The following is a 23,614-nucleotide window of genomic DNA, read 5'->3' on the forward strand; positions in this document are numbered from 1 at the left end:
TCAGAAGATCGTGTAGATGAAGGGCGCGATGGCAGACCCCTGCGCCAGCACGATCAACACGCCAAAGAGTCCGAGCACGACGAGGATCGGCAGCAGCCAGAATTTCTTGCGCACTCTCATGAAAGCCCACAATTCGGAAATGAGTGAAATCATGATCAGACCCTAGAATTGACGGTTGAAGGATTGCAGCGGCGTTTCGCGGGGGATCCAGTAGGATTTGGCCGCCGGATCGGGCGTCGGCGACAGCGGATTACGCCCCAGACGCTGGCGCACCAGACCAAAGGGAGTGATCACCACCACGAACACCAGCGCCATGACGATGGGGGCGACAATGGCCCCCAGCAGCATACCGAATTTGAACCAGATCTTGTTGGGCACGGCCAACCATTGCGGCCGTATCAGCCCGATCGCTAAGATCACCGCAGCCACGGCCAGCGCCCAGAGGCGGATGTCATTGCCATGCCATAGCGGGAAGAGCGCGATAATCGCGAAAACGGCCGCGAATACATAGGCAAAGCCGCGTTCCGACCCCATCTTGACGTCGATATTAGAACTGTCCATCCAGCACCGATGCCCCTGTATCGCCCTTGCGCCGCTTATAGAACGGGTCAGGCGCGAAGATAAAGCTTGGAAATCACACAATGCCGGAACTGTGGCCGTGTTACCGATCGAGCGTTTCCTGCAAAACTTCGAGGATCAGCGCGTTGCCAGCTTTGGAGTAATGCACATCCCCCTGCAGAAAGAGGGTTTCGTACCAGTCGGGTCCGGCGGCGCGTGCGGCCTCAAAGGCCGGAAAGGCATCGACCACCCCGGCGCAGGCGATCCGGGCGCAAAGGGTGCGCACGTGGTCGGGCCAGTGCAGTTGGGTACTGTCATGCACCAGTTGCGCAGGCCAGGGATAGACCAGCAGCCAGACCTCTCCGCCGTTCTGGCGCGCCAGTTCGCTGAGCGTGGTCAGCTTGGCCTCGATCCGGGCCAGCCCGCCCGCGACACCCAGCGGCGCATAGCTACGCGCATCCAGCTTGTCCCAGTCGCGAAAGGTAAAGGCCGAACGGTCCAGGGCCGCCATCGCGCCGGCAACCGTGTCGGCCCCCGCCCCGCCCTCTGGCCGCTTCAATGTCTTGAGGCCCTTTTCGACCATGCCCCAGAGCGTCAGCCCGTGCGGAAAAGTGCGGTCAAACCACAGATCGAGCGCGGATTTCTCAAGGTGAGAATAGCGCACCGGCGTCTCGGGTCCATCGGTCCAGATCGCGGCCTCGTCCTGCACGTCGCTGATATCAAGGCCGATAACGACGCGGTGCTGCGGCGCGAGCCGCCCCTGCTGGAGCGCCTTGCGGTAGACATGCAAATATGCGGTGGGCGAGTAGGAGGATACGCCCGCATTGATCACCGGTTCCGGCACCGCCTGCGCGTACATCCCGACAAAGATCTCGTCCCACGGCCCGTTGACCCCGTAGGTAAAACTGTCGCCAAGAAAGAGCGTCGTTGCCGGGCCGCTGTCGCGGGTGGCGGGGGGCCCGGCGCGGTAGCCATCGGCATCGGTGTAGACGGCGTATTGTGCCCCGCCGAACTGGTCATGCCCGGAAAACTCCGGCCGCAACTGGTACCAGCCCCCGGCCTGCCGGTCATAGGGCAGTGCCTTTTGGTCCTGTCCGGTGGCCAGCGTATAGGCGACATCTAGCACCACAAAGAGCAGCAGCGCGACGAAGATCGACAGAAGGACAAGCGCCGTGGTCTTTACGGCCCGCAGGAAGGGGTGCATTCATCGATATCCGTCTTGTGTGGGCCGGGCGGAAGATGCCGCGCCGCCCGCGCGCCGTCAAGGCCAAGCCCGCCCGCACCATTGCCGGTCAATATCTTTACGACGCCGACGAAAAGCCCTCGATCAACTGTCGCAGGCCGATCATCGCGCCGATGAAGATCGCGCCCAGTGTCAGCGGCGCGCCCAGCGCCAGCACCGACATCGCCGAAATCCCCTGTCCGATGGTGCAGCCCAGCGCAAGGACCGCTCCGCCCCCCATCAGGACCGCGCCGAGGATCTGGCGCTTCAACTCGCGCGGATCCTCGCAGGCTTCCCAGCGGAAACGCCCCTTGATCAGGCTGCCGGCAAAAGCCCCCGCCAGCACGCCCGCGACCGAGCCGATGCCGAAACTGATGCCGCCGCCGCTGGAGGTCATGACAAACAGCACGGTTTCGCCCAGCGGAGCGGTAAAGGTGTGGCTGAGAACGGCCTGCGCGCCAAATCCGGTATCGGCCACCCATTGCGTGCCGATCCAGCCCGTGGCGACCGCGACCGCCACGACGGCGGCCCAGAAAAGCGTCGCGCGCTCGGCCAGAAACGCTCGTGACCAGATTGCCGCCAGCGTGAATGCCGCACAGATCGCCAGCCCTGCCGCGTTGGCCGCGACACCACCCGACGGCGCGATCAGGTCGGCATAACTGCGCGCGCCGGTGTGCAGCGTCGTGGCGTCGACCAGCGCCACGCGCAGCTGCGCCAGCGGCCCCGAAAGCGCCACATAGGCCGCGATGCCCATCACCAGCACAATGACGAAAGACCGCAGGTCACCGCCCCCCGCGCGTGCCAGCGCGCCCAGCCCGCAATTGCCCGCCAGCGACATGCCATAACCAAAAAGCAGCCCGCCGACGACATGCGCCAGCGGCGAAAACGCGGCGAGGTGGTAGATGGTTTGCGACGGGTCGAGCAGCCCCAGCAGCGCCGCAAGAAAGGACAGCACACCGGCAAGGCCGATCGCCAGCCCCCACATGCGCAGCCGGGTATCGCTGCCCTGATAGAGAAAATCCTCGATCGCGCCGAGGGTACAGAACCGCCCAAGCCGGGACGCCAGCCCCAGCAGCACACCACCGCCAAATCCGATAAGCGCCACAAGCCAGGCGTCAGGCAGGCTGTCGAGCATGGCTTGGCCCCTCCTCCGGGCCCGTCGCTAGCTGTCCTTGCAAAAGAGGTCGTAGACGACCTCCAGAATTTGCACCGCGCGGCGATCTTTCAGACTGTAATAGATCACCTTGCCCTCGCGGCGCGGTGTCACCAGCCCCTCGCTGCGCAGGCGCGACAATTGTTGCGAAACCGCCGCCTGCCGGGCCGAGAGCAATCTTTCCAGCTCGGTCACGGATTTCTCGCCGGTGGCAAGGTGGCACAGGATCATCAACCGGCCCTCGTGGCTGATCGCCTTGAGGAAATTGGACGCCTCGCAGGCGTTGCGCATCATCCGGTCCAGCTCGGGCTCGGAGAGATCATCGCGAATGACAGGCAGGTTCATGATCGAAGTTCCAGTCGGTCTAACGTCCACCTGATGATAGGCATCCGAACAGAATCGCGCAAATCTCTGATATTTGTTTTTCCGGAACTGCGGCTATTGCCGCACGGGTGCCTCATTGCTCCGGCACCGCGGCGATGTTGTGGGCGTCCAGCAGACGCCCCAGCAGAAACCAGAAGAACTCGTCGCCGTTATAGCCTTCCATGCGGCCCAGTTCCTGCCCGTCCTCGACCAGAACGAATGTCGGCGTGAACACCGGCCGCGAGGTAAAGTTGATATCTTCGGGCAGATCGCGCAGATCCACCCGGCGCAGCGGCGCGCGGCGCCCCTCAGCCGTTCTTGGATAGATATCAGACAGTTCGGCGTCCCAGCGTTCGCACCAATGGCACCCGGCCTGCTCGACCATGATCAGCTCTGCCGCGCGGAGCGGCAATATCGCGCCCAGCGACAATACGCAGGCAACAACGGACATTCGCGCCCAATTCATCTCGGCTCCTGTTGACGCTGCGGTTAAATATATAATAACTTGAATATGTACCTTGATCAAGCGCCCGGGAGGCATAACGATGCTGGACGTCAGTTTTTTCGGGGCCATTCTGGGCGGGCTGATCGTCTTCTTCTCCCCCTGCGTGCTGCCCATCGTCCCTTTCTACCTTAGCTACATGGCCGGGGCGTCGATGTCAGAAATCAGCGAGGACGGCGCGCTAGCGCCGGGCGTGCAGCGGCGGGCGTTTCTGGCGTCGATCATGTTCTCGCTGGGGATCATCACCGTTTTCGTGCTGATGGGCGCTGCGGCCTGGGGGCTGAGTCAGGCGTTTCGCGGCGTGCAGACCGAATTCCGGCTAGTGGCGGCACTGATCGTCTTTATCATGGGCCTGCATTTTCTGGGCGTGCTGCATATCAGCTTTCTCAACCGGGTGTTTCAACTGGATGCGGGCGAAACCAAGGGCATGTCGGTGCTGGGCGCCTATGTGGTGGGCTTTGCCTTTGCCGCAGGCTGGACGCCCTGTGTGGGCGGGGTGCTGACCGCTGTCATCTTCACTGCCAGCACCGAATCAACCGCGCTGGAGGGGCTGTGGCTGTTGCTGGTCTTTGGTGCTGCGATGACCGCGCCCTTCGTGATCGCGTCGCTCTTTATCGCGCCATTCCTGCGCTTTGCCGCGCGGTTCCGCAAACACCTGCCCCTAGTCGAAAAGGCGATGGGCCTGCTGCTGATCGTTTTCGCAGTTCTTATTGCCACCGACAGTGTTAACTATATCGCGCAATGGATGCTGGAGACGTTCCCGGCCTTCCAGAGCATCTGATGAGGAGAGGATCGATGAAACGACTAGCCACATTCCTTGCCGCCGCGCTCTTGGCGCTGCCCGCCTTTGCCGTCGAAATCGGCGACGATGGCCTGCACAAGACCGACTGGATGCGCGACACGTTCAAGGACCTGCGCGAAGATCTGGCGGATGCAAATGCCGAAGGCAAGCGACTGGTCATCATGGTGGAACAACGCGGCTGCGTCTATTGCACCAAGATGCACAAGGAGGTTTTCCCTCAGGAAGTGCTCGCTTCCTACATCCGCGAGAATTTCTTTGTCGTGCAGATGAACCTTCACGGCGATGTGGAGGTCACGGATTTTGACGGCGAGGTTCTGAGCGAGAAACAGGCCGTGGGCAAATGGGGATTGCTGTTCACGCCATCGATCCTGTTCCTGCCCGAAGAGGTTGCAGAGGATCAGAGCGCCTCGGAGGCGGCAGTCGCCCTGATGCCCGGCGCCTTCGCTCTGGGGACAACTCTGGACATGTTCACATGGGTGAATGAAAAGCGCTACGAGCTTGATAACGGAGAAGATTTCCAACGTTACCACGCGCGGCGCATACAGGAACGCAACGACGGCTCTACCGACTGAGCGCCGGTGCGGCCGGGAAAGATAAATTCAAAAATGCGAATTTATAGTTGATCGCGCCGCGCCCCCTGCCCTAGAGTAGCTCACAAACAAGACAACAAATTGTGTTGCGGGAGGACGCATGAGAAAATCCATTCTAGCTGCGATGGCGCTGGCGCTGTCGGCCGGGGGGTCTGCCGCTGGCGAGATCGCCCCGAGCCAGGTCAAATTCGAAGATGGCGCGGTGGCGACTTCGCTGACCGGCGTCCCGGGCGACGCTGCCGAAGGGCGCAAGATCGTCGGTAGCAAGAAGTTGGGCAATTGCGTGGCGTGCCACGTGGTATCCGAACAGGCCGAGGTGCCCTTCCAGGGCGAGATCGGCCCGCCGCTGGACGGGGCCGGCGATCGCTGGAGCGAGGCCGAACTGCGCGGCATCGTGGCCAACGCCAAGATGATGTTCGAAGGCTCGATGATGCCTTCCTTCTACAAGACCGAAGGCTTTATCCGTCCGGGTAAGGCCTATACCGGCAAGGCCGCCGATGACACGTTCGGGCCGCTTTTGACGGCACAGCAGATCGAAAACGTCGTGGCCTATCTGGGCACGCTCAAGGAATGACCGGCCTGCAACACAAGGTTCAAGTTCAGGAGATGAAAACATGGAACTGACACGACGCAACGCGATGATCCTCGGTGCCGGGGCCATCGTCGCCACCGGTCTGCCGCTGACCGCCGCCGCCGCTGCCGGGGATGAAGAAATCGCGGCATTCACCGGCGGTGCGGAAATTGGCAGCACGGGGGTTACCCTGACTGCGCCCGAGATTGCCGAAAACGGCAACACAGTGCCGATCGAGGTGTCTGCCCCCGGTGCCACCGCTATCATGGTGCTGGCGCTCGGCAACCCGACGCCGCCTGTCGCCACTTTTAATTTCGGCCCGCTCGCAGCTTCGCAATCGGCCTCCACGCGCATCCGTCTGGCGGGCACGCAGGACGTTGTCGCAATTGCCAAGCTTGCAGATGGGTCGTTCGCCCGCGCATCGAGCACGGTCAAGGTCACAATCGGCGGCTGCGGCGGCTGATAGGTTCAAGGAGAAACATGAAATGGCCAAAGGTGTAAAACCCCGCGTCAAAGTCCCCAAGACTGCCGCTGCCGGCGAGGCGATCACGATCAAGACGCTGATCAGCCACAAGATGGAAAGCGGTCAGCGCAAGGATGGTGACGGCAACCCGATCCCGCGTTCGATCATCAACCGCTTTACTTGCGATTTCAACGGCGAGAATGTCGTGGATATCAAGATGGAGCCCGCAATTTCGACCAACCCGTTCTTCGAGTTTGAAGCGACTGTACCGGAAAGCGGCGAATTCCAGTTTACCTGGTACGATGATGACGGATCGGTCTACGAGACGGCCAAGAAAATCGCCGTCGAATAGACGCCGGGCATCGATGGGAGGAACGATAATGATAAAAAAGACTAGGGCCCTGAGCGCAATCGGCGCGCTGGTGCTGGCGGCAACGCCCGCACTGGCGGATCCGGTGGATGCAACGCTGATCCTCAACGAAGAGACCGAGATGGTCACGCGCACCGCAGCGCCTGATCATCTTTCGGACACGCTGGACGAGGTGATGTCGGGCTGGCTGTTTCGCGGGACCGAGACCCGCGCGATGCAGGCGGATGATTTCGACAATCCCGGCATGATCTTTGTCGAACAGGCGATGGATACCTGGGACACGGTCGAAGGCACCGAGGACAAATCCTGTGCCTCTTGCCACGAGTCCCCTGATACGATGGCCGGTGTGCGCGCTGTCTATCCCAAGTGGAACGAGGCGGCGGGCGAGGTTCGCACGCTGGAGATGCAGATCAACGATTGCCGTGAAAACCGCATGGGTGCGGAGAAGTGGAAATACACTGGCGGAACCATGCAGAACATGGTCGCGCTGATTTCCTCTGTCTCGCGCGGCCTGCCGGTGAATGTGGCGATCGACGGCCCGGTACAGTCCACCTGGGAAAAGGGCAAAGAGCTGTATTATACCCGTAATGGTCAGCTGGAACTGAGCTGCGCCAATTGCCACGAAGACAATTACGGCAACATGATCCGCGCCGACCATCTCAGCCAGGGGCAGATCAACGGCTTTCCGGTCTACCGGCTGAAAAACACCAAGCTCAACGCGGTGCATGCCCGCTTCAAAGGCTGCATCCGTGATACCCGCGCAGAGACCTATAGCCCGGGCAGCGAAGAATTCATCGCGCTCGAGCTTTATGTCGCGTCGCGCGGCAACGGTCTGTCGGTCGAAGGGCCGTCTATCCGCAACTGAACGAACGCCCCGCCCGAGCGATCGGTGCGGGGTGTTTTTTGACCTTAAACATTCAATTTCGCGCATGTGATCGCGCGAGGGAGCCTTATGATGATCTCACGGCGTGACTTTTTGCAGACCGGCATGGCGGCAAGCGCGATCCTCGGCGCATCGTCTTTCGGTCAATGGGGCCGTCTGGCTGCGCAACAGGCACTGACGCAGGATCAACTGACCCGGTTCGACACGTTCGGGAATGTGTCACTGATCCACGTCACGGATATTCACGCCCAGCTGAAGCCGCTCTATTTCCGCGAGCCGTCGATCAACATCGGCGTTGGCGACAACAAAGGTAAGGTGCCGCATGTGACCGGCGCGGATTTCCGCCGCCTTTACGGGATCGACGATGGCAGCCCCGCGCATTACGCGCTTTCTTCGGGGGATTTCACGGCATTGGCGCAGGGATATGGCCGCGTCGGCGGACTGGACCGCGTTGCCACCGTGATCAACCAGATCCGCGCGGACCGCCCTGACGCGCTGCTGCTGGATGGCGGCGACACATGGCATGGCAGCTACACCTGCTACCAGACTGAGGGTCAGGATATGGTCAACGTGATGAACGCGTTGAAACCGGATGCGATGACATTCCACTGGGAATTCACGCTGGGCTCTGACCGCGTCAATGAACTGGTCGAGGGGCTGCCCTTTGCGGCCCTTGGTCAGAACATATTCGACGCAGAATGGGACGAACCGGCCGAGCTGTTCCCGCCCTACAAGTTTTTCGAGCGCGGCGGCGTCAAGATCGCCGTGATCGGCCAGGCATTCCCCTACATGCCGATTGCCAATCCCGGCTGGATGTTCCCCGAATACGCCTTCGGCATCCGCGACGAACATATGCAAGAGATGGTGGACGAGGTGCGCGCCCAAGGCGCCGAACTGGTCGTCCTGCTCAGCCATAACGGCTTTGACGTGGACAAGAAGATGGCCGGTATCGTGACCGGCATCGACGTGATCCTGTCCGGCCACACCCATGATGCGCTGCCAGAGCCGGTGCTGGTAGGCGAGACGATCATCGTAGCGTCGGGCAGCAACGGCAAATTCGTCAGCCGCGTGGATCTGGACGTGCGCGACGGACGCATGATGGGTTTCCGTCACAAGCTGATCCCGATCTTTTCCGACGTGATCGCCCCCGATCCGGAGATGACCGCGCTGATCGACGCGCAGCGCGCTCCCTTTGCCGACCAACTGTCAGAGGTGATCGGCCAGACGAGCAGCCTGCTCTACCGGCGCGGCAATTTCAACGGGACTTGGGACGACCTGATCTGTGACGCCCTTCTGTCGGAACGCGAGGCGGATATCGCGCTTAGCCCCGGCGTGCGTTGGGGGCCGAGCATTCTGCCCGGTCAGGACATCACCCGCGAGGATATCTGGAACGTCACCTCTATGACCTATGGTCAAGCGTACCGCACTGAAATGACGGGTGAATTCCTGCATGTGGTGCTGGAGGACGTGGCCGACAACCTCTTCAACCCCGATCCCTATTATCAGCAGGGCGGCGACATGGTGCGCACCGGCGGGCTGGGCTACCGGATCGACATATCGAAACCGCAGGGCAGCCGGATCACCGATCTCACGCTGCTGAAAACCGGCGAGGCGATTGATCCGTCCAAGAGCTACGTGATCGCAGGCTGGGCCTCGGTCAACGAGGGCACCGAGGGGCCGATGATCTGGGACGTGGTCGAGGATCACATCGCCCGGCTGGGCACCGTCACCATCAATCCCAATACCAGCGTCACGGTCACCGGACTGTAAATGCACAGGACAAGGAGGCATCAGCCATGACAGAATCCTCTTCCCCCAAACCCACCACGCGGCGCGCGTTTTTGCGCGGCGCGGCGGCGGCCGGGGTCGGGGCCGCAGCGACCAGCGCCGCTGCAGCCACCCCCGATCCACTGATCACCGAGGTCCAGCCCTGGGCGCAGGGCTTTGGCGATCCCGTCGATGAAACGCCCTACGGCCTTCCCATCCGGTTCGAGAGCGACGTGATCCGCCGCAACGTCGAATGGCTGACCGCCGACACGATCAGCTCTATCAACTTCACGCCGATCCACGCGCTGGATGGCACCATCACCCCGCAGGGCTGCGCCTTCGAACGGCATCATTCCGGCGCGATCGAGCTGGCAAAGGAAGACTATCGCCTGATGATCAACGGGCTGGTCGATACGCCACTGGTGTTCACCTATGCCGATCTGGAACGGTTCCCGCGCGAAAACCACGTTTATTTCTGCGAATGCGCGGCCAATTCCGGCATGGAATGGGCAGGCGCACAACTGAACGGGGCGCAGTTCACCCACGGCATGATCCACAACATGGAATATACCGGCGTGCCGCTACGCACGCTGCTGCAGGAGGTCGGCTATCAGACCGCCGGCAAATGGGTCTATGTCGAGGGGGCTGATGCGTCTTCGAACGGGCGTTCGATCCCGATGGAAAAAGCTTTGGACGATGTGCTCGTTGCGTTCAAAGCCAATGGCGAGGCTTTGCGTAAAGAGCACGGGTATCCAGTGCGCCTCGTCGTGCCCGGCTGGGAAGGCAACATGTGGATCAAGTGGCTGCGCCGAATCGAAGTCTCGGACGCGCCCGTGGAAAGCCGCGAGGAAACCAGCAAATACACCGACGTGCTGGAGGATGGCACGGCGCGCAAATGGACCTGGGCGATGGATGCCAAATCGGTCATCACCTCGCCCAGCCCGCAATCGCCCATCACCCACGGCCCCGGCCCTCTGGTGATCAGCGGCCTGGCCTGGTCCGGGCGCGGTGCAATCACCCGCGTCGATGTCTCGACCGATGGTGGCAAGTCATGGCAGATCGCGCGACTGGCCAAGCCCGGCGAGAAGATGGCGCTGAGCCGCTTCTATCTGGACATTGATTGGGACGGCTCGGAAATGCTGCTGCAGGCCCGCGCGATGGACGACACGGGCTATGTCCAGCCGACCAAGAACCAGCTGCGCGAGGTACGCGGGCTGAACTCCATCTACCACAATAACGGCATTCAGACATGGTGGGTTCGGACAACAGGGGAGGCAGAAAATGTCGAAGTATCTTGAAACGGCTGCCCTGCTGGCCGCCACATGCCTGATCTCTGCGCCCGCGCTGGCCGGTGATTTCGGCCTTGGCCGCCCTGCCCTGCCCGAGGAGATCGCGGCATGGAACCTTGACGTGCGCCCTGATGGCACGGGGCTGCCTGCAGGATCGGGCGATGTGGCCACGGGCGAGGCAATCTTTGCCGAACGCTGCGCCTCGTGCCACGGCGATTTCGCCGAAGGCGTCGGCAACTGGCCCAAGCTGGCCGGTGGTGAAGGGACGCTGGCGGATCCCGATCCGGTCAAGACCGTGGGCAGCTACTGGCCCTACCTTTCGACCACGTGGGATTACATCAACCGGTCGATGCCCTTTGGCGATGCCCAGAGCCTTGAGGCGGATGAAGTCTATGCGATCACCGCCTATATCCTCTATTCCAACTATCTGGTGGATGACGATTTCGTGCTGTCGAACGAGACTTTCGGCGACGTGCAGATGCCCAATGCCGATGGCTTCATCATCGATGACCGGGCCGAAACCGAATATCCGAAATTTACCGGCGAGCCCTGCATGCAGGATTGCAAGGACGAGGTGGAGATCACCATGCGCGCCCGGGTTCTGGACGTGACCCCTCAGACCGAGGAAGACGCAGCGACGGCCGAACCGGTCGAGGAGGCCGCAGAAGCCGTCGTGCAGGAGGTTGCCGAAGCGGCACCAGCTCCGGACCCCGAACTGGTGGCACAGGGCGAAAAGGTGTTCCGCAAGTGCAAGGCCTGCCACCAGGTCGGCGAGAAAGCGAAAAACCGCGTCGGCCCGCATCTGAACGGCATTGTCGGGCGTGCGGCAGGTTCGGTCGAAGGGTTCCGCTACTCGACCCCGCTGCTGGAGCGCGCCGAACAAGGGTTGGTCTGGACACCAGAGGAATTGACGGCGTTTCTCGCGTCGCCAAAAAAATACCTCAAGGGCACCAAGATGTCCTTTAACGGACTTCGCAAGGATGCTGACCTGGAGGCGATCAACGCCTATCTTTCAACCTTCACGGAGTAGTTGATGCGCCCATTCCGGCCCTACCCACTGGTTCTGGCGGCAATTCTGGCCGCCAGTTCCGGTGCGGCAGAAGGTTTGGGCGATGCTGAAAAGGGTGCGGCATTGTTTGAGCAATGCAAAGGCTGCCACATGGTCGGGGATGGCGCCCGGGACCGGATCGGCCCGCATCTGAACGGGATATTCGGGCGACGCGCGGGCACACAGGGCGGTTTCGCCTATTCCGCATCCATGACCCGCGCGGGCATGGACGGGCTGGTCTGGACGGCCGAAACGCTGGATGCCTATATCGAAAACCCGCGGGCGCTGGTCTCGAAAACCCGAATGAGCTACCGTGGCATGAAGGACGCGCAGGACCGCGCCGATCTGCTGGCCTATCTGCGACGCCATTCGGACAGCCCCGCAGACATCCCCGAGGCAGAACCGACTGCCCGGCCCACCGATCACGATCTTGATCCCGCGATCCTGGCGCTGGAAGGAGACGCGGAATACGGCGAATATCTGGCGACCGAATGCCTGACCTGCCATCGCGCCGACGGCAGTGCGACGGGCATTCCGTCGATCACTCACTGGCCCGCGGAGGATTTTGTCGTCGCGATGCACGCCTATAAATCGAAACTGCGCCCGCATCCGGTGATGCAGATGATGGCCGGACGGCTCTCTGCCGAAGAGATCGCGGCGCTGGCGGCCTATTTCGGAAATATCGATTGAGTCAGTCTGAAACTGAAACGTGAAATTACTGCGGGAGGAAAGACGATGACATTCAACAGACGCACATTCCTGGGCGGCAGCGTGGCAGCGGCCGCTGCCCTCAAATCGCCTTCCCTGCTGGCGGCCGGACACGAAAAACCGCGTGTCGTGGTGATCGGCGGCGGCCCAGGCGGCGCCACGGCGGCGCGCTATATCGCCAAGGACAGCGAGGGCAAGATAGATGTCACGCTGGTTGAACCTTCGCGCACCTACTTCACCTGCTTTTTCTCGAACCTCTATCTGGGCGGGTTCAAGGAGATGGACGAACTGGCGCACACCTACGGCGCGCTCGCAATGGGCGGTGTCAACGTGGTGCATGACTGGGCCATCGACGTGAATGCCGAGGCCAGCAACGTGACCCTCGCGGGCGGCGATGTGCTGCCCTATGACAAGCTGATCATCAGCCCCGGCATCGACTTCATCGACGATTCAGTGCCCGGCTGGAGCATCGCAGCCCAGAACGCCATGCCGCACGCATACAAGGCCGGATCGCAGACCGAACTGCTCAAGGCGCAGATCATGGCCATGCGCGAAGGCGGGACTTTCGCCATGGTCGCCCCGCCCAACCCGTTCCGCTGCCCGCCTGGCCCCTATGAACGGGTCTCGATGGTCGCCCACACCCTGCAAAAGACCAACCCGACCGCCAAGATCATCATCGCCGACCCTAAGGAGAAATTCTCCAAGATGGCGCTGTTCCAGGAAGGCTGGGCCGATCACTATGCCGGCATGATCGACTGGATCGGCCCGGAATTCGGCGGCGGCAATGTCTCGGTCGATCCGCGCGCCATGACCGTGACGATCGACGGCGAGATAACACAGGTGGATGTCTGCAACGTGATCCCGGCACAAAAGGCCGGACGCATCGCGGAAATCGCCGGTGTGACCGATGGGAACTGGGCCCCGGTCAACCCCACCGACATGAGCAGTCGCGCGAACCCGGACATCTATGTGCTGGGCGACTCGGCCCAGCAGGGTGACATGCCCAAATCAGGGTTCTCGGCCAACAGCCAGGCCAAGGTCTGCGCCAACGCGGTGCGCGGCGCGCTGACCGGATCGCGGGTCTTCCCGGCGAAGTATTCCAACACCTGCTGGTCACTGATCGACACCAATGACGGCGTCAAGGTCGGCGCCACCTATGAGCCGACCGAAGAAAAGATCGCCAAGGTCGACGGGTTCATCAGCCAGACCGGCGAAGACGACGCAACGCGCCGCGCCACATACGAGGAATCGGTGGGTTGGTACTCGGGCATCACTGCCGATATTTTTGGCTGACCGGGCCTGCGGGCATCTGCGAACAAGTAATGAAAGGGAATTTCAATGAAACGTCTGAGTGTTGCAGCGCTCTTCGCGCTTGCCAGCCTGCCGGCGCAGGCAAATGACCAAGCCGTGACCTATCCCTATCCGGGCAGTTTCGACGATGCCGCTTTCGTTGTGGAAAGTGCCATCATCGGGCGCGGGCTGGTCATCGATCATGTCAGCCACACGGGCGAGATGCTGGCCCGCACCGCAGCCGATGTAGGCAGCGACAAGGTGCTGTTTGACGAGGCCGATATCTTTCTCTTCTGTTCGGCACAACTGTCGCGCAAGGTGATGGAGGCGGATCCGATGAACATCGCCCATTGCCCCTACGGTATCTTTGTCGCCGAACGTGAAGGGGCCGTAATGATCGGCTACCGGGTTTATCCCGAGGGGCCGATGCAGCAGGTTCAGGCCCTCTTGGACGAGATCGTGCAGGACGCGCTGAAGTAATCATCGCCTGCGCGGGCTGCCGTGCCAGCGCGGCCCGCGAACAGGTTGCACCAAATCAAGGCGCCTGCGCGGGGCGTATCCTACAGCGTTCTGCGCGACCAAGGAGGCCGCCATGATCGAGACTCTACTGGACCGCTATGGCGACGGCACAGTGCTGGCCGCGGCGGGCGCGCTGGTCGGGCTGGTTTTTGGCGCGGGCGCACAGCATTCACGTTTCTGTCTGCGGGCGGCGACGGTCGAGGTGGCGCAAGGCCTGCTGGGGCCGCGCTTGGCGATCTGGCTGATCGCATTCAATGCGGGCGTGCTCTGCGTGCAGAGCCTGGTGGTCGCGGGATGGTTCGATCCGTCAGCATCGCGGCAACTGGCCGCGACAGGCAGCCTCTCGGGCGCGATCATCGGCGGGCTGATGTTCGGCTGCGGCATGATCCTCGCGCGGGGCTGCGCCAGCCGTCTGCTGGTGCTGTCGGCCACCGGCAACCTGCGGGCGCTCATAACCGGTCTGGTTTTGACCATCGTGGCGCAGATGTCCCTGCGCGGGGCGCTGTCACCGCTGCGCGAAACACTGGCCGGTATCTGGACGGTCGAAGGCGGCGCGGGGCGTGATCTGCTGGTCCTGCTGCATCTGACACCGGCCATCGCGGCGATCTTCGCGGGGCTGGCGCTGATTATCTCGCTGTGGCTGGGCCAGCGGCACCGGCTGCGGACCAGCCATATGGTGGCCGCGCTCTGCGTCGGCGGCGCCATCGGGCTGGGCTGGGCTCTGACATATGCGGTCGCGCAGAATTCGTTCGGCGTCGTGCCGCTGTCATCGGTGACATTCACCGGCCCGTCGGCAGACACGTTGATGGGGCTGGTGAACAGCCGCGCGCTGCCACTGAGCTTTGGCATCGGGCTGGTGCCCGGAGTATTTGCCGGGGCGGCCCTGATGGCGCTCGCAACCGGTGAGGCGCGCATCGAGCGGTTTGGTGTGGACACCCCGATGGAGCGCTACCTGATCGGGGCCGTGCTGATGGGGTTCGGCAGTATGTTGGCCGGGGGCTGTGCCGTGGGGGCGGGCATGTCGGGCGGTTCGGTCTTTGCCCTGACGGCTTGGGTCGCGGTCACCTGCATGTGGGCAGGCGCCATGATCACCCAGCGCGCAATCGGCAGTGCGGGCAGCAGCGCGCCGGTCACTCCGCCGGTTGCATAAGCGGTGAGCGGCCCAGGACACGGTCCGTCAGCAGCGCGCCGCTGGTGATCGACACCAGCGCAACGATTGCCGCAATGCTGAGCATCGACACGCCCGAGAGGCCGGCACCGACGGTGCAGCCACCGGCCAGAACACCGCCAAAGCCCATCAGCGCGCCGCCCGCCACATAACGCAGGGTCTGCGGCGCATCCTCGAAACTGGCGAAGCGCAACTCGCGGCGCAACAGCCCCGACAGGAATGCACCGCCAAAGACGCCGCCGATCATACCGACGCCAAATCCGGCGGGGATCGAGCTGGAGGCGACCGTCCAGAAGAGGCTGTCGGCCCAGGTCGACGTGAAGGCCAGAGATTGCACCGGCAGCGGGTCGAATTCATCCAGCAGCAGCCAGCCGGTCGCGACCCAGCCAAGGCCCACCAGCAGGCCGATCACCACGGCCAGCGCCGCATGCAGCGGACGCGGCCGCAGCATCGCAATCGCGGTAACAAGGGCCGCGATGGCCAGCGCCGCCCAGGTCAGCAATCCGCCCGGCAGTTCCGCCAGCGAGGCGATGCCGGTTTCTGTCGTGACCGATCCCAGCGCCACGCGCAGCGGTGCAAAGACGCCCTTGAGCGTCGCGTGCGCCACCAGCGCAAAGATCAGCAACACGGTCAGCGCCCGCAGGTTGCCGGTTCCGCCCAGCACGGTCAGGCGGCTGACACAGCCGCGGGTCAGCACCATGCCGATACCAAAGGCGAGCCCACCAACGACAATCGCCAATAGCGGCAGTTCGGTGGTCATCAGGCGGTGATCCGATAGGTCAACCCAGCCCAGCCATGTCGCCGCACTGGTCACGGCAATTGCCGTGGCCAGCGCCGTCAGCCATGTGCCCAGCGCAGGGGCGCGATCCGGCCCGGCCACAAGACCGCGACGCAGGCAGAACCGGCTGATTTGCGCGGCAATGCCAAAAAGCAGGCCCAAGCCCAGCCCGAGATAGAGATGGGCGGCTTGGCCGTCAAAAGGCAGGTCGTAAAGATCGAAAAGCATGGCGGAATCGCCCCCGGGGATTTGAGACAGTCCCGCCTTAAATCGGACTCTGCGCCGCTGGGTCAAGGGGCGCGCAGGGGATGAATTTCCGATCCTTGCGGCCAGATCGGGAAATTGATCCACGATCAGCAAGGCAACCAGATAATCAGGCCATCCCGGCCCCGCAGGGCTGAAAGATCACCCTGTTTTGCGCTATTCCCATTCCATCTGTTCGTAAACGCGCCCGGCATTCTTGGTCGCAAGCTCCTCGAACGTATCCAGATGCGCATAGGGCGACTGATCGACGTAATAGGCCTCGGTCAGATCGCCGCCATTGTCGATATGCTCGCCTATCTTGGCCCGCAGGTAGACGAGGTAATCGCGGGTATAGCGGCGCACCTGTGCCATGTTGGTCGGGTGGCCGTGGCCGGGGATCACATAGGTGGCGCCCAGTGGCTCGAACTCATTGTCCCACGTCTCGATCCAGTCGGCGGTGATGGTGTCGGGGAAGATCGGCAGCATGCGCTCGTGAAACGCCATGTCACCCGCAATCACCAGGCTCTGCTGGGGCAGCCAGATGACGATATCACCGGGGCTGTGCGCCGGGCCCAGATGCCGCGCCTCGATACGGAAATCGCCCATCTCGACGATGTATTCGTCCTCGAATGTCTCGGTCGGCGCCACGATCTCGGTGCCTTCCGCCTGATCGCGGTTATAGCGCTTCATACCGTCCAGGATCGTGCCGCCATATTCCGCGATCTCATGCGCCGCATCGACATGCATGACGATCGGCACGCCCTGTTCGGCCCAATAGCTGTTGCCGAGTATCGCGTGCCCCTGCCCGTTCTCGTTAAAGACCAGTTTCACCGGCTGATCCGTCAGCGCCTTGATCTCGTCGTGCAGCGCCTTGGCCAGCCCGTAGGCCGCGCCACCATTGATCACCACCACCCCGTCACCGGTGATGATGAAGCTGAGATTGTTGTTGTGCCCCGCATTTTCATAGGTGGGCGGGGCCGTGGCGCCGATGGCAGAGAATACGCCGGGGATAAACTCCACCGGTTTGTCATAGAGCATCGAGCCGGGATATTTGTCCGCGATATCCTCGCTCGCCGCGGCCATGCCCGCCGCAAACAGCCAAATTGCAAACCAACGCATCACATTTCCTCCGTTACAAATCGGTAAGCGCCATCGTCCCGTTCCACGCGTCCGATCCCGCCGCCCGGCAGGTGAAAACCAATCAGCGCAATCTGTTCCTGCGCCAGCTTGTCCAGCAGCCGCGCGCGGGTTTGCGCGCCCTGCGCGGTGTCCTGATCGGCACCACTGGGCCAGTCGGGGCGGGCAAAGGCAACGTGGTGGTTGCCGATGGCATCACCGCCGATCAGCAGCGCGTCAGTGCCCGCACGCAATTCGAACGCCATATGCCCGGGCGTGTGCCCGTAGCTGGCCACGGCGGCGACACCGGGCAAAACCTCTTCGCCGTCGCGGAACAAGTGGATGCGGTCCTCGATGGCCTCCAGCCTGCGCAGCGCGCCGACCGCGAAACCCGCCCGTGCCGCGTCGATGCTGTCCACCGTCGCCGGGTCGCGCCAATAGTCCCATTCAGCGGCCCCCATCATATAGGTTGCCTCGGGGAACATCAGGTCATCGAAATCGTCCAGCACCCCCCAGAGGTGATCGGGGTGGCCGTGGGTAAAGACCACGTGCGTTACATCCTCTGGCGCAACCCCCACGGCATCGAGGCTGTCCGCCAGCGTACCGGCACTGGGCATGAACCCCGCCCCTGCACCTGCGTCAAACAGCACGGTGCGGTCCGCGTCCTGCAACAGCGTGACGTTGCAGGGCGGCTGGAGTTCATCGGGTGAAAGACCGTGGCGCGCAAGGATCTCGCCGACCTCGTCCTGCGGCAACCCGTCGAAGAAAAAACTGCCCGGCAGCACCAGATGCCCGTCGCTGAGCGATGTCAGGCGCATGGCGCCTATATCATGGCGCACGCCCGCGACGGCGCGACCACCCTGCCCGGCGAGCACCGCGGCCCCCATCCCGGCAATCATCTGTCGGCGCGTAATCATGATATGCTCCACTCCCATTCAATATCATGAATATATTGCGACCCAGACACCATGTTTGGCAAGGCGAAGTTTGCACCGAGCGCAAAAACGCCTCAGCCCCACGGGCCTTTCACCCTTCGCCGGGGTTTCGGGGCCTTGGATTTCGAGGCTTTGGATTTCGACACCTGCGGTTCGGCCATCTCGGGTTCGTGGCCGAACAGGGCCTCGCGCGCCCCGGCCTTGTCGATCTGGTATTCGCGCGTCAGGAATTCGATCACATAAGCCTTCTTGGCCTCGGGCCAGCCCTCGTAAAGCTGGTAGAATAGCGGCTTGTGACAAATGAAGAGCTGGCGGATGTCCTTTGGTGACAGTTCGGACAACAGCATGTTGATCAGGTCCGCATCGGAGTGGTCGGCGGCACGCAGCGTGTAGAAATAAGCCGGGTGATCGGACGCGATCCGCGGCCAGGGGCCATCATTTTCAACCCAGTTGACCAGTGCCGCAAGCGCATGGAACTCTTCCGGCAATTGGGCCGCATGGCGGCTGGCCAGCCGCCGCATCTCGGCTCGGGTGCGCCCTGCCAGATCAACCCCCTCGCCAGCCAGCGCATCGACCAGAATGAAATCCATCTTCTGACGCAGGATCGATCCCGCATTTACACCGCGCGCCTTGACCACGGGCTCTGCCAGATCGTTGTATTCAAGGAATTTGGCGATCCTGTTCCGGTCTTCGAGGTCGAAGACATATTTAATCGGCAACTCTCCCAGAGCATCCTTGTCGCCGCTTGTGACCAGCGCCGGGTGATCCATCTGCTGAAAGAGGTAGACGCCACCAAAATGCGCGGTCCAGAAATTGCGCTGGTCAAAGCTCATTTCCTTCAACTGCACCGGGTTACGGACCACATCGCCGGTCTCGCCTGCCAGCTCGATCATTTCCGCGATCAGCACATCGTCGAACCATGCATCCTGTTCGCTCAGAAACCGGTCGGTCTTGGCCTTTAGCTTCTGCGCCTGCCGGACGGCGCCACCGGTGGTGTCCGCCTCGACGCGCACCCGGCGCAGATCAAAGAGATGGTCGGGTGTGGACATATCAAAGACCGAATTCACCAGCTCGCCCGCCACCGCATCGCGCGCGGTCAGCGCAAACAGCGCCGCCTCGTTCTCTTCGATGAACTGGCGCAGGATGCCGCGCGAGGTCGAGAACTTGGCCCCAAGCAGCGGCGCGGTCTTCTGCTGGGTGCTGAGCAGGATGAACTGCCTGTTCACACCTGCATGGTTGAGATAGAGGTGATCGCCCAGCTCATGACCGATTTCGGGCGAGTAGCCGGAAATGTCGATGTAGAAATCGGGCAACGCAGTGCTCTTCCCGGTCAGATGCATAAGCGCGCGATTATAGCGCTCCACCAGCGCCGGCGAGGACACGTGGATCAGGTTGCCGAACATGAGGCCGGATTTGACAAGACGTTTCATCGGGGCAATCCATCCAGCTTGGCAGGGGAAAATTCTGACGGGCGGCGTGTGTTTGGTCCTGTGGTGCCTTCAAAGGCAAGTTTAATCGCGGTGGATTCCAGATACAAATCCTATCCGGCTTGGGCGTGGGCCGCGCATGTCCGCCTGCGGGCGAAAGATACCCGGCGTGATCGGATGCGTCACGCGCGGTGGTCGTCGATCAGCGGGCTGGGCTTGGCAAAGGATTCCAGATCCGCCTGATCGGTTATGGTCATGCGAGAGCCGTCAACGACAACCCCGTAAGGCTGAAGCCCCTTGAACGCCCGGCTGAGATTTTCCGGCGTCATGCCGAGAAACGAAGCCAATCGCCGCTTTTCAAACGGCAGATCAAACTGCGGCGCACCGGCCTGACGACGCTGTTCGCGCAAAAGGTAATTGGCCAGCCGTTCCAGCGAGCTGCGCAGCTTGAGGTCCTTGGTGTTCTTGACCACGGCGCGGTAGCAATTGGCCAGTTCGCCGACAATCGCACGAGCAAAGGCCGCATCCTGGCCAAAAACCCGGCGGACATCCTGAGACGGGATAAGGGCGATCCGGCTTTTCTCCAGCGTTCGTGCGGACATCAGGTAAGGCGCCTCGCGGATCGTCGCAGCCAGAATAAAGGTCGATACCGGACGCACCATCGCCATCGACGTTTCGCGGTTGTTCCAGGTCGAGAACAGCTCGACCGTGCCGACGAGCACGATATGCAGGAAATCGCTGATATCGCCTTCGGTGATCAGCTCAACATGTGGTGGAAAGTTCTGCACGTAGGCCGCGCGCATCAGATCATCAAAATACGATTCTTCCATCGCGGAAAAAATGTCCAGCTTGCGGACTTCTGATTGAAACGATTCGGCCAATGGCTCACCCACATGCACTGCACAGATTGACAATTATCAAGCCAAAATTTGCGCACTGTCAATCCCATGATTTCCTCTCAGAAGTGCTGGCTTGATCCGTGCAGATGCTGATCTGACTTTTTTTGCCCCATCGTTTATTTCGCTCATCCCCGGCTCGTACCTGATTTCGATCAAACCGAAAATCCGGCTCAATGGACATCACATACCCTGAAAGTTGAGCGTCAAAGGCGCGCCCTCATCTGAAAGGACTTGTGATGACCACGACACCCGCGATGCGAAGCGATCAGAACCGGGCCCTCGGGCTGAGTACTTTCGCATTCACGCTGAACTTTGCGGTTTGGACCATCTTTGCGATCATCGGCGTCCAGATCAAAAGCGAGTTGGGCCTTAGCGAAACGCAATTCGGCATTCTGGTGGCGACCCCGATCCTGACGGGTTCGCTGACAAGGCTGATCCTCGGCATCTGGACCGAGCAGTTCGGCGGACGGATCGTGTTTCCAATTCAGATGTTGTTGGCCGCGACTGCGACATGGCTGCTGACCATGGCCGAAACCTATCCGATGTTCCTGCTGGCCGCGCTTGGTGTCGGGCTGGCCGGTGGATCCTTCGCGATTGGCGTGGCCTATGTCTCGCACTGGTATCCGCGCGAGAAACAGGGCACCGCGCTTGGTATTTTCGGGGCTGGCAATGTCGGCGCCGCTGTCACCAAGTTCGGCGCGCCCTTCATCATGGTGGCCTACGGATGGGAGGCCGTGGCCAATATCTGGGCCCTTGGGCTTGCCGCCATCGCCATCGTCTTCTTCCTCTTCGCCAAGAATGACCCGGTATTCGAGGCGCGCCGCAAATCGGGTGGAAAGGCAGCCACGATCGCCGCGCAGCTGGCGCCTCTGAAGAACATGCAGGTCTGGCGGTTTTCGCTCTACTATTTCTTTGTTTTCGGGGCGTTCGTGGCGCTGGCGCTGTGGCTGCCGCACTATCTGGTGGACATGTACAAGGTGGACATCCGGACCGCCGGTATGGCGGCCGCTGCCTTCTCGCTCTCGGCCAGCATCTTTCGCGCCTATGGCGGACATCTGAGCGACCGTTTCGGTGCGCGCTCGGTGATGTACTGGACGTTCGGTTTCTCTCTGATCATGCTGTTCATGCTGTCCTATCCGCCGACGACCTACACGATTCACGCGGTGCACGGCGATATCACGTTTTCGACCAGCATGAGCTTTGGCGCCTTTGTTCTGGCGATCTTTGCGCTCGGGTTTTTCATGAGCCTGGGCAAGGCGGCGGTCTTCAAGCATATCCCGGTCTACTACCCTGACAATGTCGGTTCGGTCGGTGGTCTGGTCGGCATGATCGGTGGCCTGGGCGGGTTTGTCCTGCCGATCATCTTCGGCGCATTGCTGGACCTCACAGGCGTCTACACGACCTGCTTTGCCTTTCTGTTCATCCTCGTGAGCATTGCGCTTGTCTGGATGCACATGGCCGTGCGCAGCATGGAGCGGGCCAACCCGGACATTGCCCGCGATGCCTTGCCGCAACTGCCAGAATTCGAAGGGATGCCGATCCCCGAGGTCCCCTCTTCGGCCGTTCTGGCGGAATGGCACCCGGAGGACGAGGCTTTCTGGGCGGCCAAGGGCCGCGCCATTGCCCGGCGCAACCTGTGGATCTCGATCCCTGCGCTGCTGCTGGCCTTTGCGGTCTGGATGGTCTGGTCCGTCGTGGTCGCGCGGCTGCCTGCCATCGGTTTTGACTTCAACCAGGGGCAGTTGTTCTGGCTGGCCGCATTGCCCGGCCTTTCGGGGGCCACGCTGCGGATATTCTACAGCTTCATGGTCCCGATTTTCGGCGGCAGGCTCTGGACGACGCTATCCACCGCGTCGCTGCTGCTGCCGTCGATGGGCATCGGCTATGCGGTGCAGAACCCCGATACCCCCTACCTGATCTTTCTGGTGCTGGCGTTGCTGTGCGGGTTGGGCGGCGGCAACTTTGCCTCGTCCATGGCCAATATCAGCTTTTTCTACCCCAAGGCGGAAAAGGGAAATGCGCTGGCGCTGAATGCCGGGCTGGGCAATCTGGGCGTGTCGGTCATGCAGTTCCTCGTGCCGCTGGTCATTACCATGGGCGTTTTCGGAGCACTCGGTGGCGATCCGCAACCGCTGAGCGATGGTGGTCAGCTTTGGTTGCAGAACGCCGGTTTCGTCTGGGTGCCTTTCATCCTGCTTTCGACGATCGCGGCCTATCTGGGCATGAACGATATTGCCTCGGCGAAATCATCCTTTGCCGATCAGGCGATCATCTTCAGCCGCAAACATAACTGGATCATGTGCATCCTCTACACCGGCACCTTCGGCAGCTTCATTGGCTATGCCGCCGGTTTCCCGCTGCTGATGAAGACCCAGTTCCCGGATGTGAACGTACTGCAATACGCCTTCCTCGGCCCGCTTGTCGGTGCGCTCAGCCGGGCGGGCACAGGGTGGATATCTGACAAGTTCGGCGGCGGGCGCGTGACCTTCTGGACCTTTGTCGGGATGATTGTCGCCGTCTTTGGCGTGCTGCAATTCCTGCCATCCGAGGCAAATGCCGCGGGCAGCTTCTGGGGTTTCTTTGCCTGCTTCATGGCGCTGTTCCTGCTGACCGGAATTGGCAACGCCTCCACCTTCCAGATGATCCCGTCGATCATGCGCCAGGAAGTGCCGCGCCTGATGCCGCAACTGGACGAGGCCGCATCGCTCAAGCAATCGGATCGTGAAAGCGCCGCGATCATCGCCTTCACCTCGGCCATCGCAGCCTACGGCGCGTTCTTCATCCCAAAGAGTTACGGCACCTCGATCGCCATGACAGGGGCGCCGAACGGCGCGCTCTGGGCGTTCCTGTGCTTCTACGCCGTCTGCGCCGTGATCTGCTGGGTGTTCTACAGCCGCAAGTCCGCTCCGGTTCCCTGCTGAACCCATGAAATCCAGTGCGCCCGGCAGAT

Annotated in this window: 25 protein-coding genes; 14 read left to right on the top strand and 11 right to left on the bottom strand. The window is 61.9% G+C overall.

The genetic code is table 11. The annotated features are described in order from the left end of the window. The 6 genes from O3306_RS08775 to O3306_RS08800 form a co-directional block, all read right to left on the bottom strand. A complete protein-coding gene (locus tag O3306_RS08775) occupies positions 1-153 on the bottom strand; it encodes a DUF5989 family protein (protein ID WP_272005840.1) in 153 nt (50 codons plus the stop codon). Between the two features lie 9 nt (positions 154-162). Beyond that, positions 163-561 carry an SxtJ family membrane protein gene (locus O3306_RS08780; RefSeq protein WP_272005844.1) on the bottom strand — a complete coding sequence of 133 codons (399 nt, stop codon included), beginning with the start codon at positions 559-561 and terminating at the stop codon, positions 163-165. A 100-nt stretch (positions 562-661) separates the two neighbouring features. Further along, positions 662-1,762, bottom strand: a complete 1,101-nt coding sequence (locus tag O3306_RS08785; protein ID WP_272005848.1) for a hypothetical protein — start codon at positions 1,760-1,762, stop codon at positions 662-664. A gap of 97 nt (positions 1,763-1,859) precedes the next feature. After that, the gene (locus tag O3306_RS08790; protein WP_272005852.1) at positions 1,860-2,915 is read right to left on the bottom strand and encodes a YeeE/YedE family protein; all 1,056 of its coding nucleotides are present in this window, start codon (positions 2,913-2,915) and stop codon (positions 1,860-1,862) included. 27 nt (positions 2,916-2,942) lie between these two features. Further along, entirely contained in the window at positions 2,943-3,278 is a 336-nt protein-coding gene (locus tag O3306_RS08795) for an ArsR/SmtB family transcription factor (protein WP_272005854.1), read from the bottom strand. A 112-nt stretch (positions 3,279-3,390) separates the two neighbouring features. Next, entirely contained in the window at positions 3,391-3,762 is a 372-nt protein-coding gene (locus O3306_RS08800) for a hypothetical protein (protein ID WP_272005856.1), read from the bottom strand. Between the two features lie 79 nt (positions 3,763-3,841). Here O3306_RS08800 and O3306_RS08805 point away from each other — a divergent pair, with 79 nt between their 5' ends. The 13 genes from O3306_RS08805 (at position 3,842) to O3306_RS08865 (ending at position 15,248) form a co-directional block, all read left to right on the top strand. Beyond that, the gene (locus O3306_RS08805) at positions 3,842-4,579 is read left to right on the top strand and encodes a cytochrome c biogenesis CcdA family protein (protein WP_272005859.1); all 738 of its coding nucleotides are present in this window, start codon (positions 3,842-3,844) and stop codon (positions 4,577-4,579) included. A gap of 14 nt (positions 4,580-4,593) precedes the next feature. Then, complete coding sequence (locus tag O3306_RS08810; RefSeq protein WP_272005861.1) at positions 4,594-5,172, top strand: thioredoxin family protein; 579 nt, start codon at positions 4,594-4,596, stop codon at positions 5,170-5,172. A 118-nt stretch (positions 5,173-5,290) separates the two neighbouring features. Continuing rightward, positions 5,291-5,764, top strand: a complete 474-nt coding sequence (gene soxX, locus O3306_RS08815; RefSeq protein ID WP_272005864.1) for a sulfur oxidation c-type cytochrome SoxX — start codon at positions 5,291-5,293, stop codon at positions 5,762-5,764. A 40-nt stretch (positions 5,765-5,804) separates the two neighbouring features. Continuing rightward, positions 5,805-6,224 carry a thiosulfate oxidation carrier protein SoxY gene (gene soxY, locus O3306_RS08820; protein WP_272005867.1) on the top strand — a complete coding sequence of 140 codons (420 nt, stop codon included), beginning with the start codon at positions 5,805-5,807 and terminating at the stop codon, positions 6,222-6,224. 22 nt (positions 6,225-6,246) lie between these two features. Continuing rightward, on the top strand, positions 6,247-6,576 hold the full coding sequence (soxZ, locus tag O3306_RS08825) for a thiosulfate oxidation carrier complex protein SoxZ (protein WP_272005870.1): 330 nt from the start codon (positions 6,247-6,249) through the stop codon (positions 6,574-6,576). A gap of 28 nt (positions 6,577-6,604) precedes the next feature. After that, entirely contained in the window at positions 6,605-7,459 is an 855-nt protein-coding gene (gene soxA / locus O3306_RS08830) for a sulfur oxidation c-type cytochrome SoxA (RefSeq protein ID WP_272005873.1), read from the top strand. Between the two features lie 90 nt (positions 7,460-7,549). Next, complete coding sequence (gene soxB, locus O3306_RS08835) at positions 7,550-9,247, top strand: thiosulfohydrolase SoxB (RefSeq protein ID WP_272005875.1); 1,698 nt, start codon at positions 7,550-7,552, stop codon at positions 9,245-9,247. 26 nt (positions 9,248-9,273) lie between these two features. Continuing rightward, complete coding sequence (gene soxC / locus O3306_RS08840) at positions 9,274-10,542, top strand: sulfite dehydrogenase (protein ID WP_272005878.1); 1,269 nt, start codon at positions 9,274-9,276, stop codon at positions 10,540-10,542. Beyond that, entirely contained in the window at positions 10,526-11,563 is a 1,038-nt protein-coding gene (locus O3306_RS08845) for a c-type cytochrome (protein WP_272005881.1), read from the top strand. The genes soxC and O3306_RS08845 overlap by 17 nt, the downstream gene beginning before the upstream one ends. Positions 11,564-11,566: 3 nt before the next feature. Beyond that, positions 11,567-12,271, top strand: a complete 705-nt coding sequence (locus O3306_RS08850) for a c-type cytochrome (RefSeq protein WP_272005884.1) — start codon at positions 11,567-11,569, stop codon at positions 12,269-12,271. Positions 12,272-12,316: 45 nt separating this feature from the next. After that, positions 12,317-13,582, top strand: a complete 1,266-nt coding sequence (locus O3306_RS08855; RefSeq protein ID WP_272005886.1) for an NAD(P)/FAD-dependent oxidoreductase — start codon at positions 12,317-12,319, stop codon at positions 13,580-13,582. Between the two features lie 45 nt (positions 13,583-13,627). Next, entirely contained in the window at positions 13,628-14,059 is a 432-nt protein-coding gene (locus O3306_RS08860; RefSeq protein WP_272005889.1) for a DUF302 domain-containing protein, read from the top strand. A 112-nt stretch (positions 14,060-14,171) separates the two neighbouring features. Continuing rightward, on the top strand, positions 14,172-15,248 hold the full coding sequence (locus O3306_RS08865) for a YeeE/YedE family protein (RefSeq protein ID WP_272005893.1): 1,077 nt from the start codon (positions 14,172-14,174) through the stop codon (positions 15,246-15,248). On the opposite strand, the gene O3306_RS08870 is transcribed toward O3306_RS08865, so the two are convergent. The 5 genes from O3306_RS08870 to O3306_RS08890 form a co-directional block, all read right to left on the bottom strand. Beyond that, a complete protein-coding gene (locus O3306_RS08870; protein WP_272005895.1) occupies positions 15,229-16,272 on the bottom strand; it encodes a YeeE/YedE family protein in 1,044 nt (347 codons plus the stop codon). The two genes, O3306_RS08865 and O3306_RS08870, sit on opposite strands and share 20 nt — an antisense overlap. A 192-nt stretch (positions 16,273-16,464) precedes the next feature. After that, positions 16,465-17,406 (bottom strand): MBL fold metallo-hydrolase, encoded by a 942-nt coding sequence (locus O3306_RS08875; protein WP_272005898.1) that lies wholly within the window; start codon positions 17,404-17,406, stop codon positions 16,465-16,467. Next, positions 17,406-18,320 (bottom strand): MBL fold metallo-hydrolase, encoded by a 915-nt coding sequence (locus O3306_RS08880; RefSeq protein WP_272005900.1) that lies wholly within the window; start codon positions 18,318-18,320, stop codon positions 17,406-17,408. Before O3306_RS08880 ends, O3306_RS08875 begins: the two co-directional genes overlap by 1 nt. A 92-nt stretch (positions 18,321-18,412) precedes the next feature. Further along, positions 18,413-19,768: a DUF6638 family protein gene (locus O3306_RS08885; protein WP_272005901.1), complete on the bottom strand. Its 1,356-nt coding sequence runs from the start codon at positions 19,766-19,768 to the stop codon at positions 18,413-18,415. Positions 19,769-19,947: 179 nt separating this feature from the next. Continuing rightward, positions 19,948-20,664, bottom strand: a complete 717-nt coding sequence (locus O3306_RS08890; RefSeq protein ID WP_334312346.1) for a helix-turn-helix domain-containing protein — start codon at positions 20,662-20,664, stop codon at positions 19,948-19,950. Positions 20,665-20,900: 236 nt separating this feature from the next. Between O3306_RS08890 and O3306_RS08895 the strand changes: the two genes are divergently transcribed. After that, entirely contained in the window at positions 20,901-23,585 is a 2,685-nt protein-coding gene (locus tag O3306_RS08895) for a nitrate/nitrite transporter (protein WP_272005906.1), read from the top strand. Positions 23,586-23,614: the final 29 nt, after the last annotated feature.

It is taken from the genome of Roseovarius sp. ZX-A-9, from assembly GCF_028369135.1.
Classification (GTDB): domain Bacteria; phylum Pseudomonadota; class Alphaproteobacteria; order Rhodobacterales; family Rhodobacteraceae; genus Roseovarius.

Excerpts from the sequence above, each read along its gene's own strand:
- O3306_RS08775 (WP_272005840.1), bottom strand. The coding sequence starts at position 153 with ATGATTTCACTCATTTCCGAATTGTGGGCTTTCATGAGAGTGCGCAAG.
- O3306_RS08780 (WP_272005844.1), bottom strand. The coding sequence starts at position 561 with ATGGACAGTTCTAATATCGACGTCAAGATGGGGTCGGAACGCGGCTTT.
- O3306_RS08785 (WP_272005848.1), bottom strand. The coding sequence starts at position 1,762 with ATGCACCCCTTCCTGCGGGCCGTAAAGACCACGGCGCTTGTCCTTCTG.
- O3306_RS08790 (WP_272005852.1), bottom strand. The coding sequence starts at position 2,915 with ATGCTCGACAGCCTGCCTGACGCCTGGCTTGTGGCGCTTATCGGATTT.
- O3306_RS08795 (WP_272005854.1), bottom strand. The coding sequence starts at position 3,278 with ATGAACCTGCCTGTCATTCGCGATGATCTCTCCGAGCCCGAGCTGGAC.
- O3306_RS08800 (WP_272005856.1), bottom strand. The coding sequence starts at position 3,762 with ATGAATTGGGCGCGAATGTCCGTTGTTGCCTGCGTATTGTCGCTGGGC.
- O3306_RS08805 (WP_272005859.1), top strand. The coding sequence starts at position 3,842 with ATGCTGGACGTCAGTTTTTTCGGGGCCATTCTGGGCGGGCTGATCGTC.
- O3306_RS08810 (WP_272005861.1), top strand. The coding sequence starts at position 4,594 with ATGAAACGACTAGCCACATTCCTTGCCGCCGCGCTCTTGGCGCTGCCC.
- soxX (WP_272005864.1), top strand. The coding sequence starts at position 5,291 with ATGAGAAAATCCATTCTAGCTGCGATGGCGCTGGCGCTGTCGGCCGGG.
- soxY (WP_272005867.1), top strand. The coding sequence starts at position 5,805 with ATGGAACTGACACGACGCAACGCGATGATCCTCGGTGCCGGGGCCATC.
- soxZ (WP_272005870.1), top strand. The coding sequence starts at position 6,247 with ATGGCCAAAGGTGTAAAACCCCGCGTCAAAGTCCCCAAGACTGCCGCT.
- soxA (WP_272005873.1), top strand. The coding sequence starts at position 6,605 with ATGATAAAAAAGACTAGGGCCCTGAGCGCAATCGGCGCGCTGGTGCTG.
- soxB (WP_272005875.1), top strand. The coding sequence starts at position 7,550 with ATGATCTCACGGCGTGACTTTTTGCAGACCGGCATGGCGGCAAGCGCG.
- soxC (WP_272005878.1), top strand. The coding sequence starts at position 9,274 with ATGACAGAATCCTCTTCCCCCAAACCCACCACGCGGCGCGCGTTTTTG.
- O3306_RS08845 (WP_272005881.1), top strand. The coding sequence starts at position 10,526 with ATGTCGAAGTATCTTGAAACGGCTGCCCTGCTGGCCGCCACATGCCTG.
- O3306_RS08850 (WP_272005884.1), top strand. The coding sequence starts at position 11,567 with ATGCGCCCATTCCGGCCCTACCCACTGGTTCTGGCGGCAATTCTGGCC.
- O3306_RS08855 (WP_272005886.1), top strand. The coding sequence starts at position 12,317 with ATGACATTCAACAGACGCACATTCCTGGGCGGCAGCGTGGCAGCGGCC.
- O3306_RS08860 (WP_272005889.1), top strand. The coding sequence starts at position 13,628 with ATGAAACGTCTGAGTGTTGCAGCGCTCTTCGCGCTTGCCAGCCTGCCG.
- O3306_RS08865 (WP_272005893.1), top strand. The coding sequence starts at position 14,172 with ATGATCGAGACTCTACTGGACCGCTATGGCGACGGCACAGTGCTGGCC.
- O3306_RS08870 (WP_272005895.1), bottom strand. The coding sequence starts at position 16,272 with ATGCTTTTCGATCTTTACGACCTGCCTTTTGACGGCCAAGCCGCCCAT.
- O3306_RS08875 (WP_272005898.1), bottom strand. The coding sequence starts at position 17,406 with ATGCGTTGGTTTGCAATTTGGCTGTTTGCGGCGGGCATGGCCGCGGCG.
- O3306_RS08880 (WP_272005900.1), bottom strand. The coding sequence starts at position 18,320 with ATGATTACGCGCCGACAGATGATTGCCGGGATGGGGGCCGCGGTGCTC.
- O3306_RS08885 (WP_272005901.1), bottom strand. The coding sequence starts at position 19,768 with ATGAAACGTCTTGTCAAATCCGGCCTCATGTTCGGCAACCTGATCCAC.
- O3306_RS08895 (WP_272005906.1), top strand. The coding sequence starts at position 20,901 with ATGACCACGACACCCGCGATGCGAAGCGATCAGAACCGGGCCCTCGGG.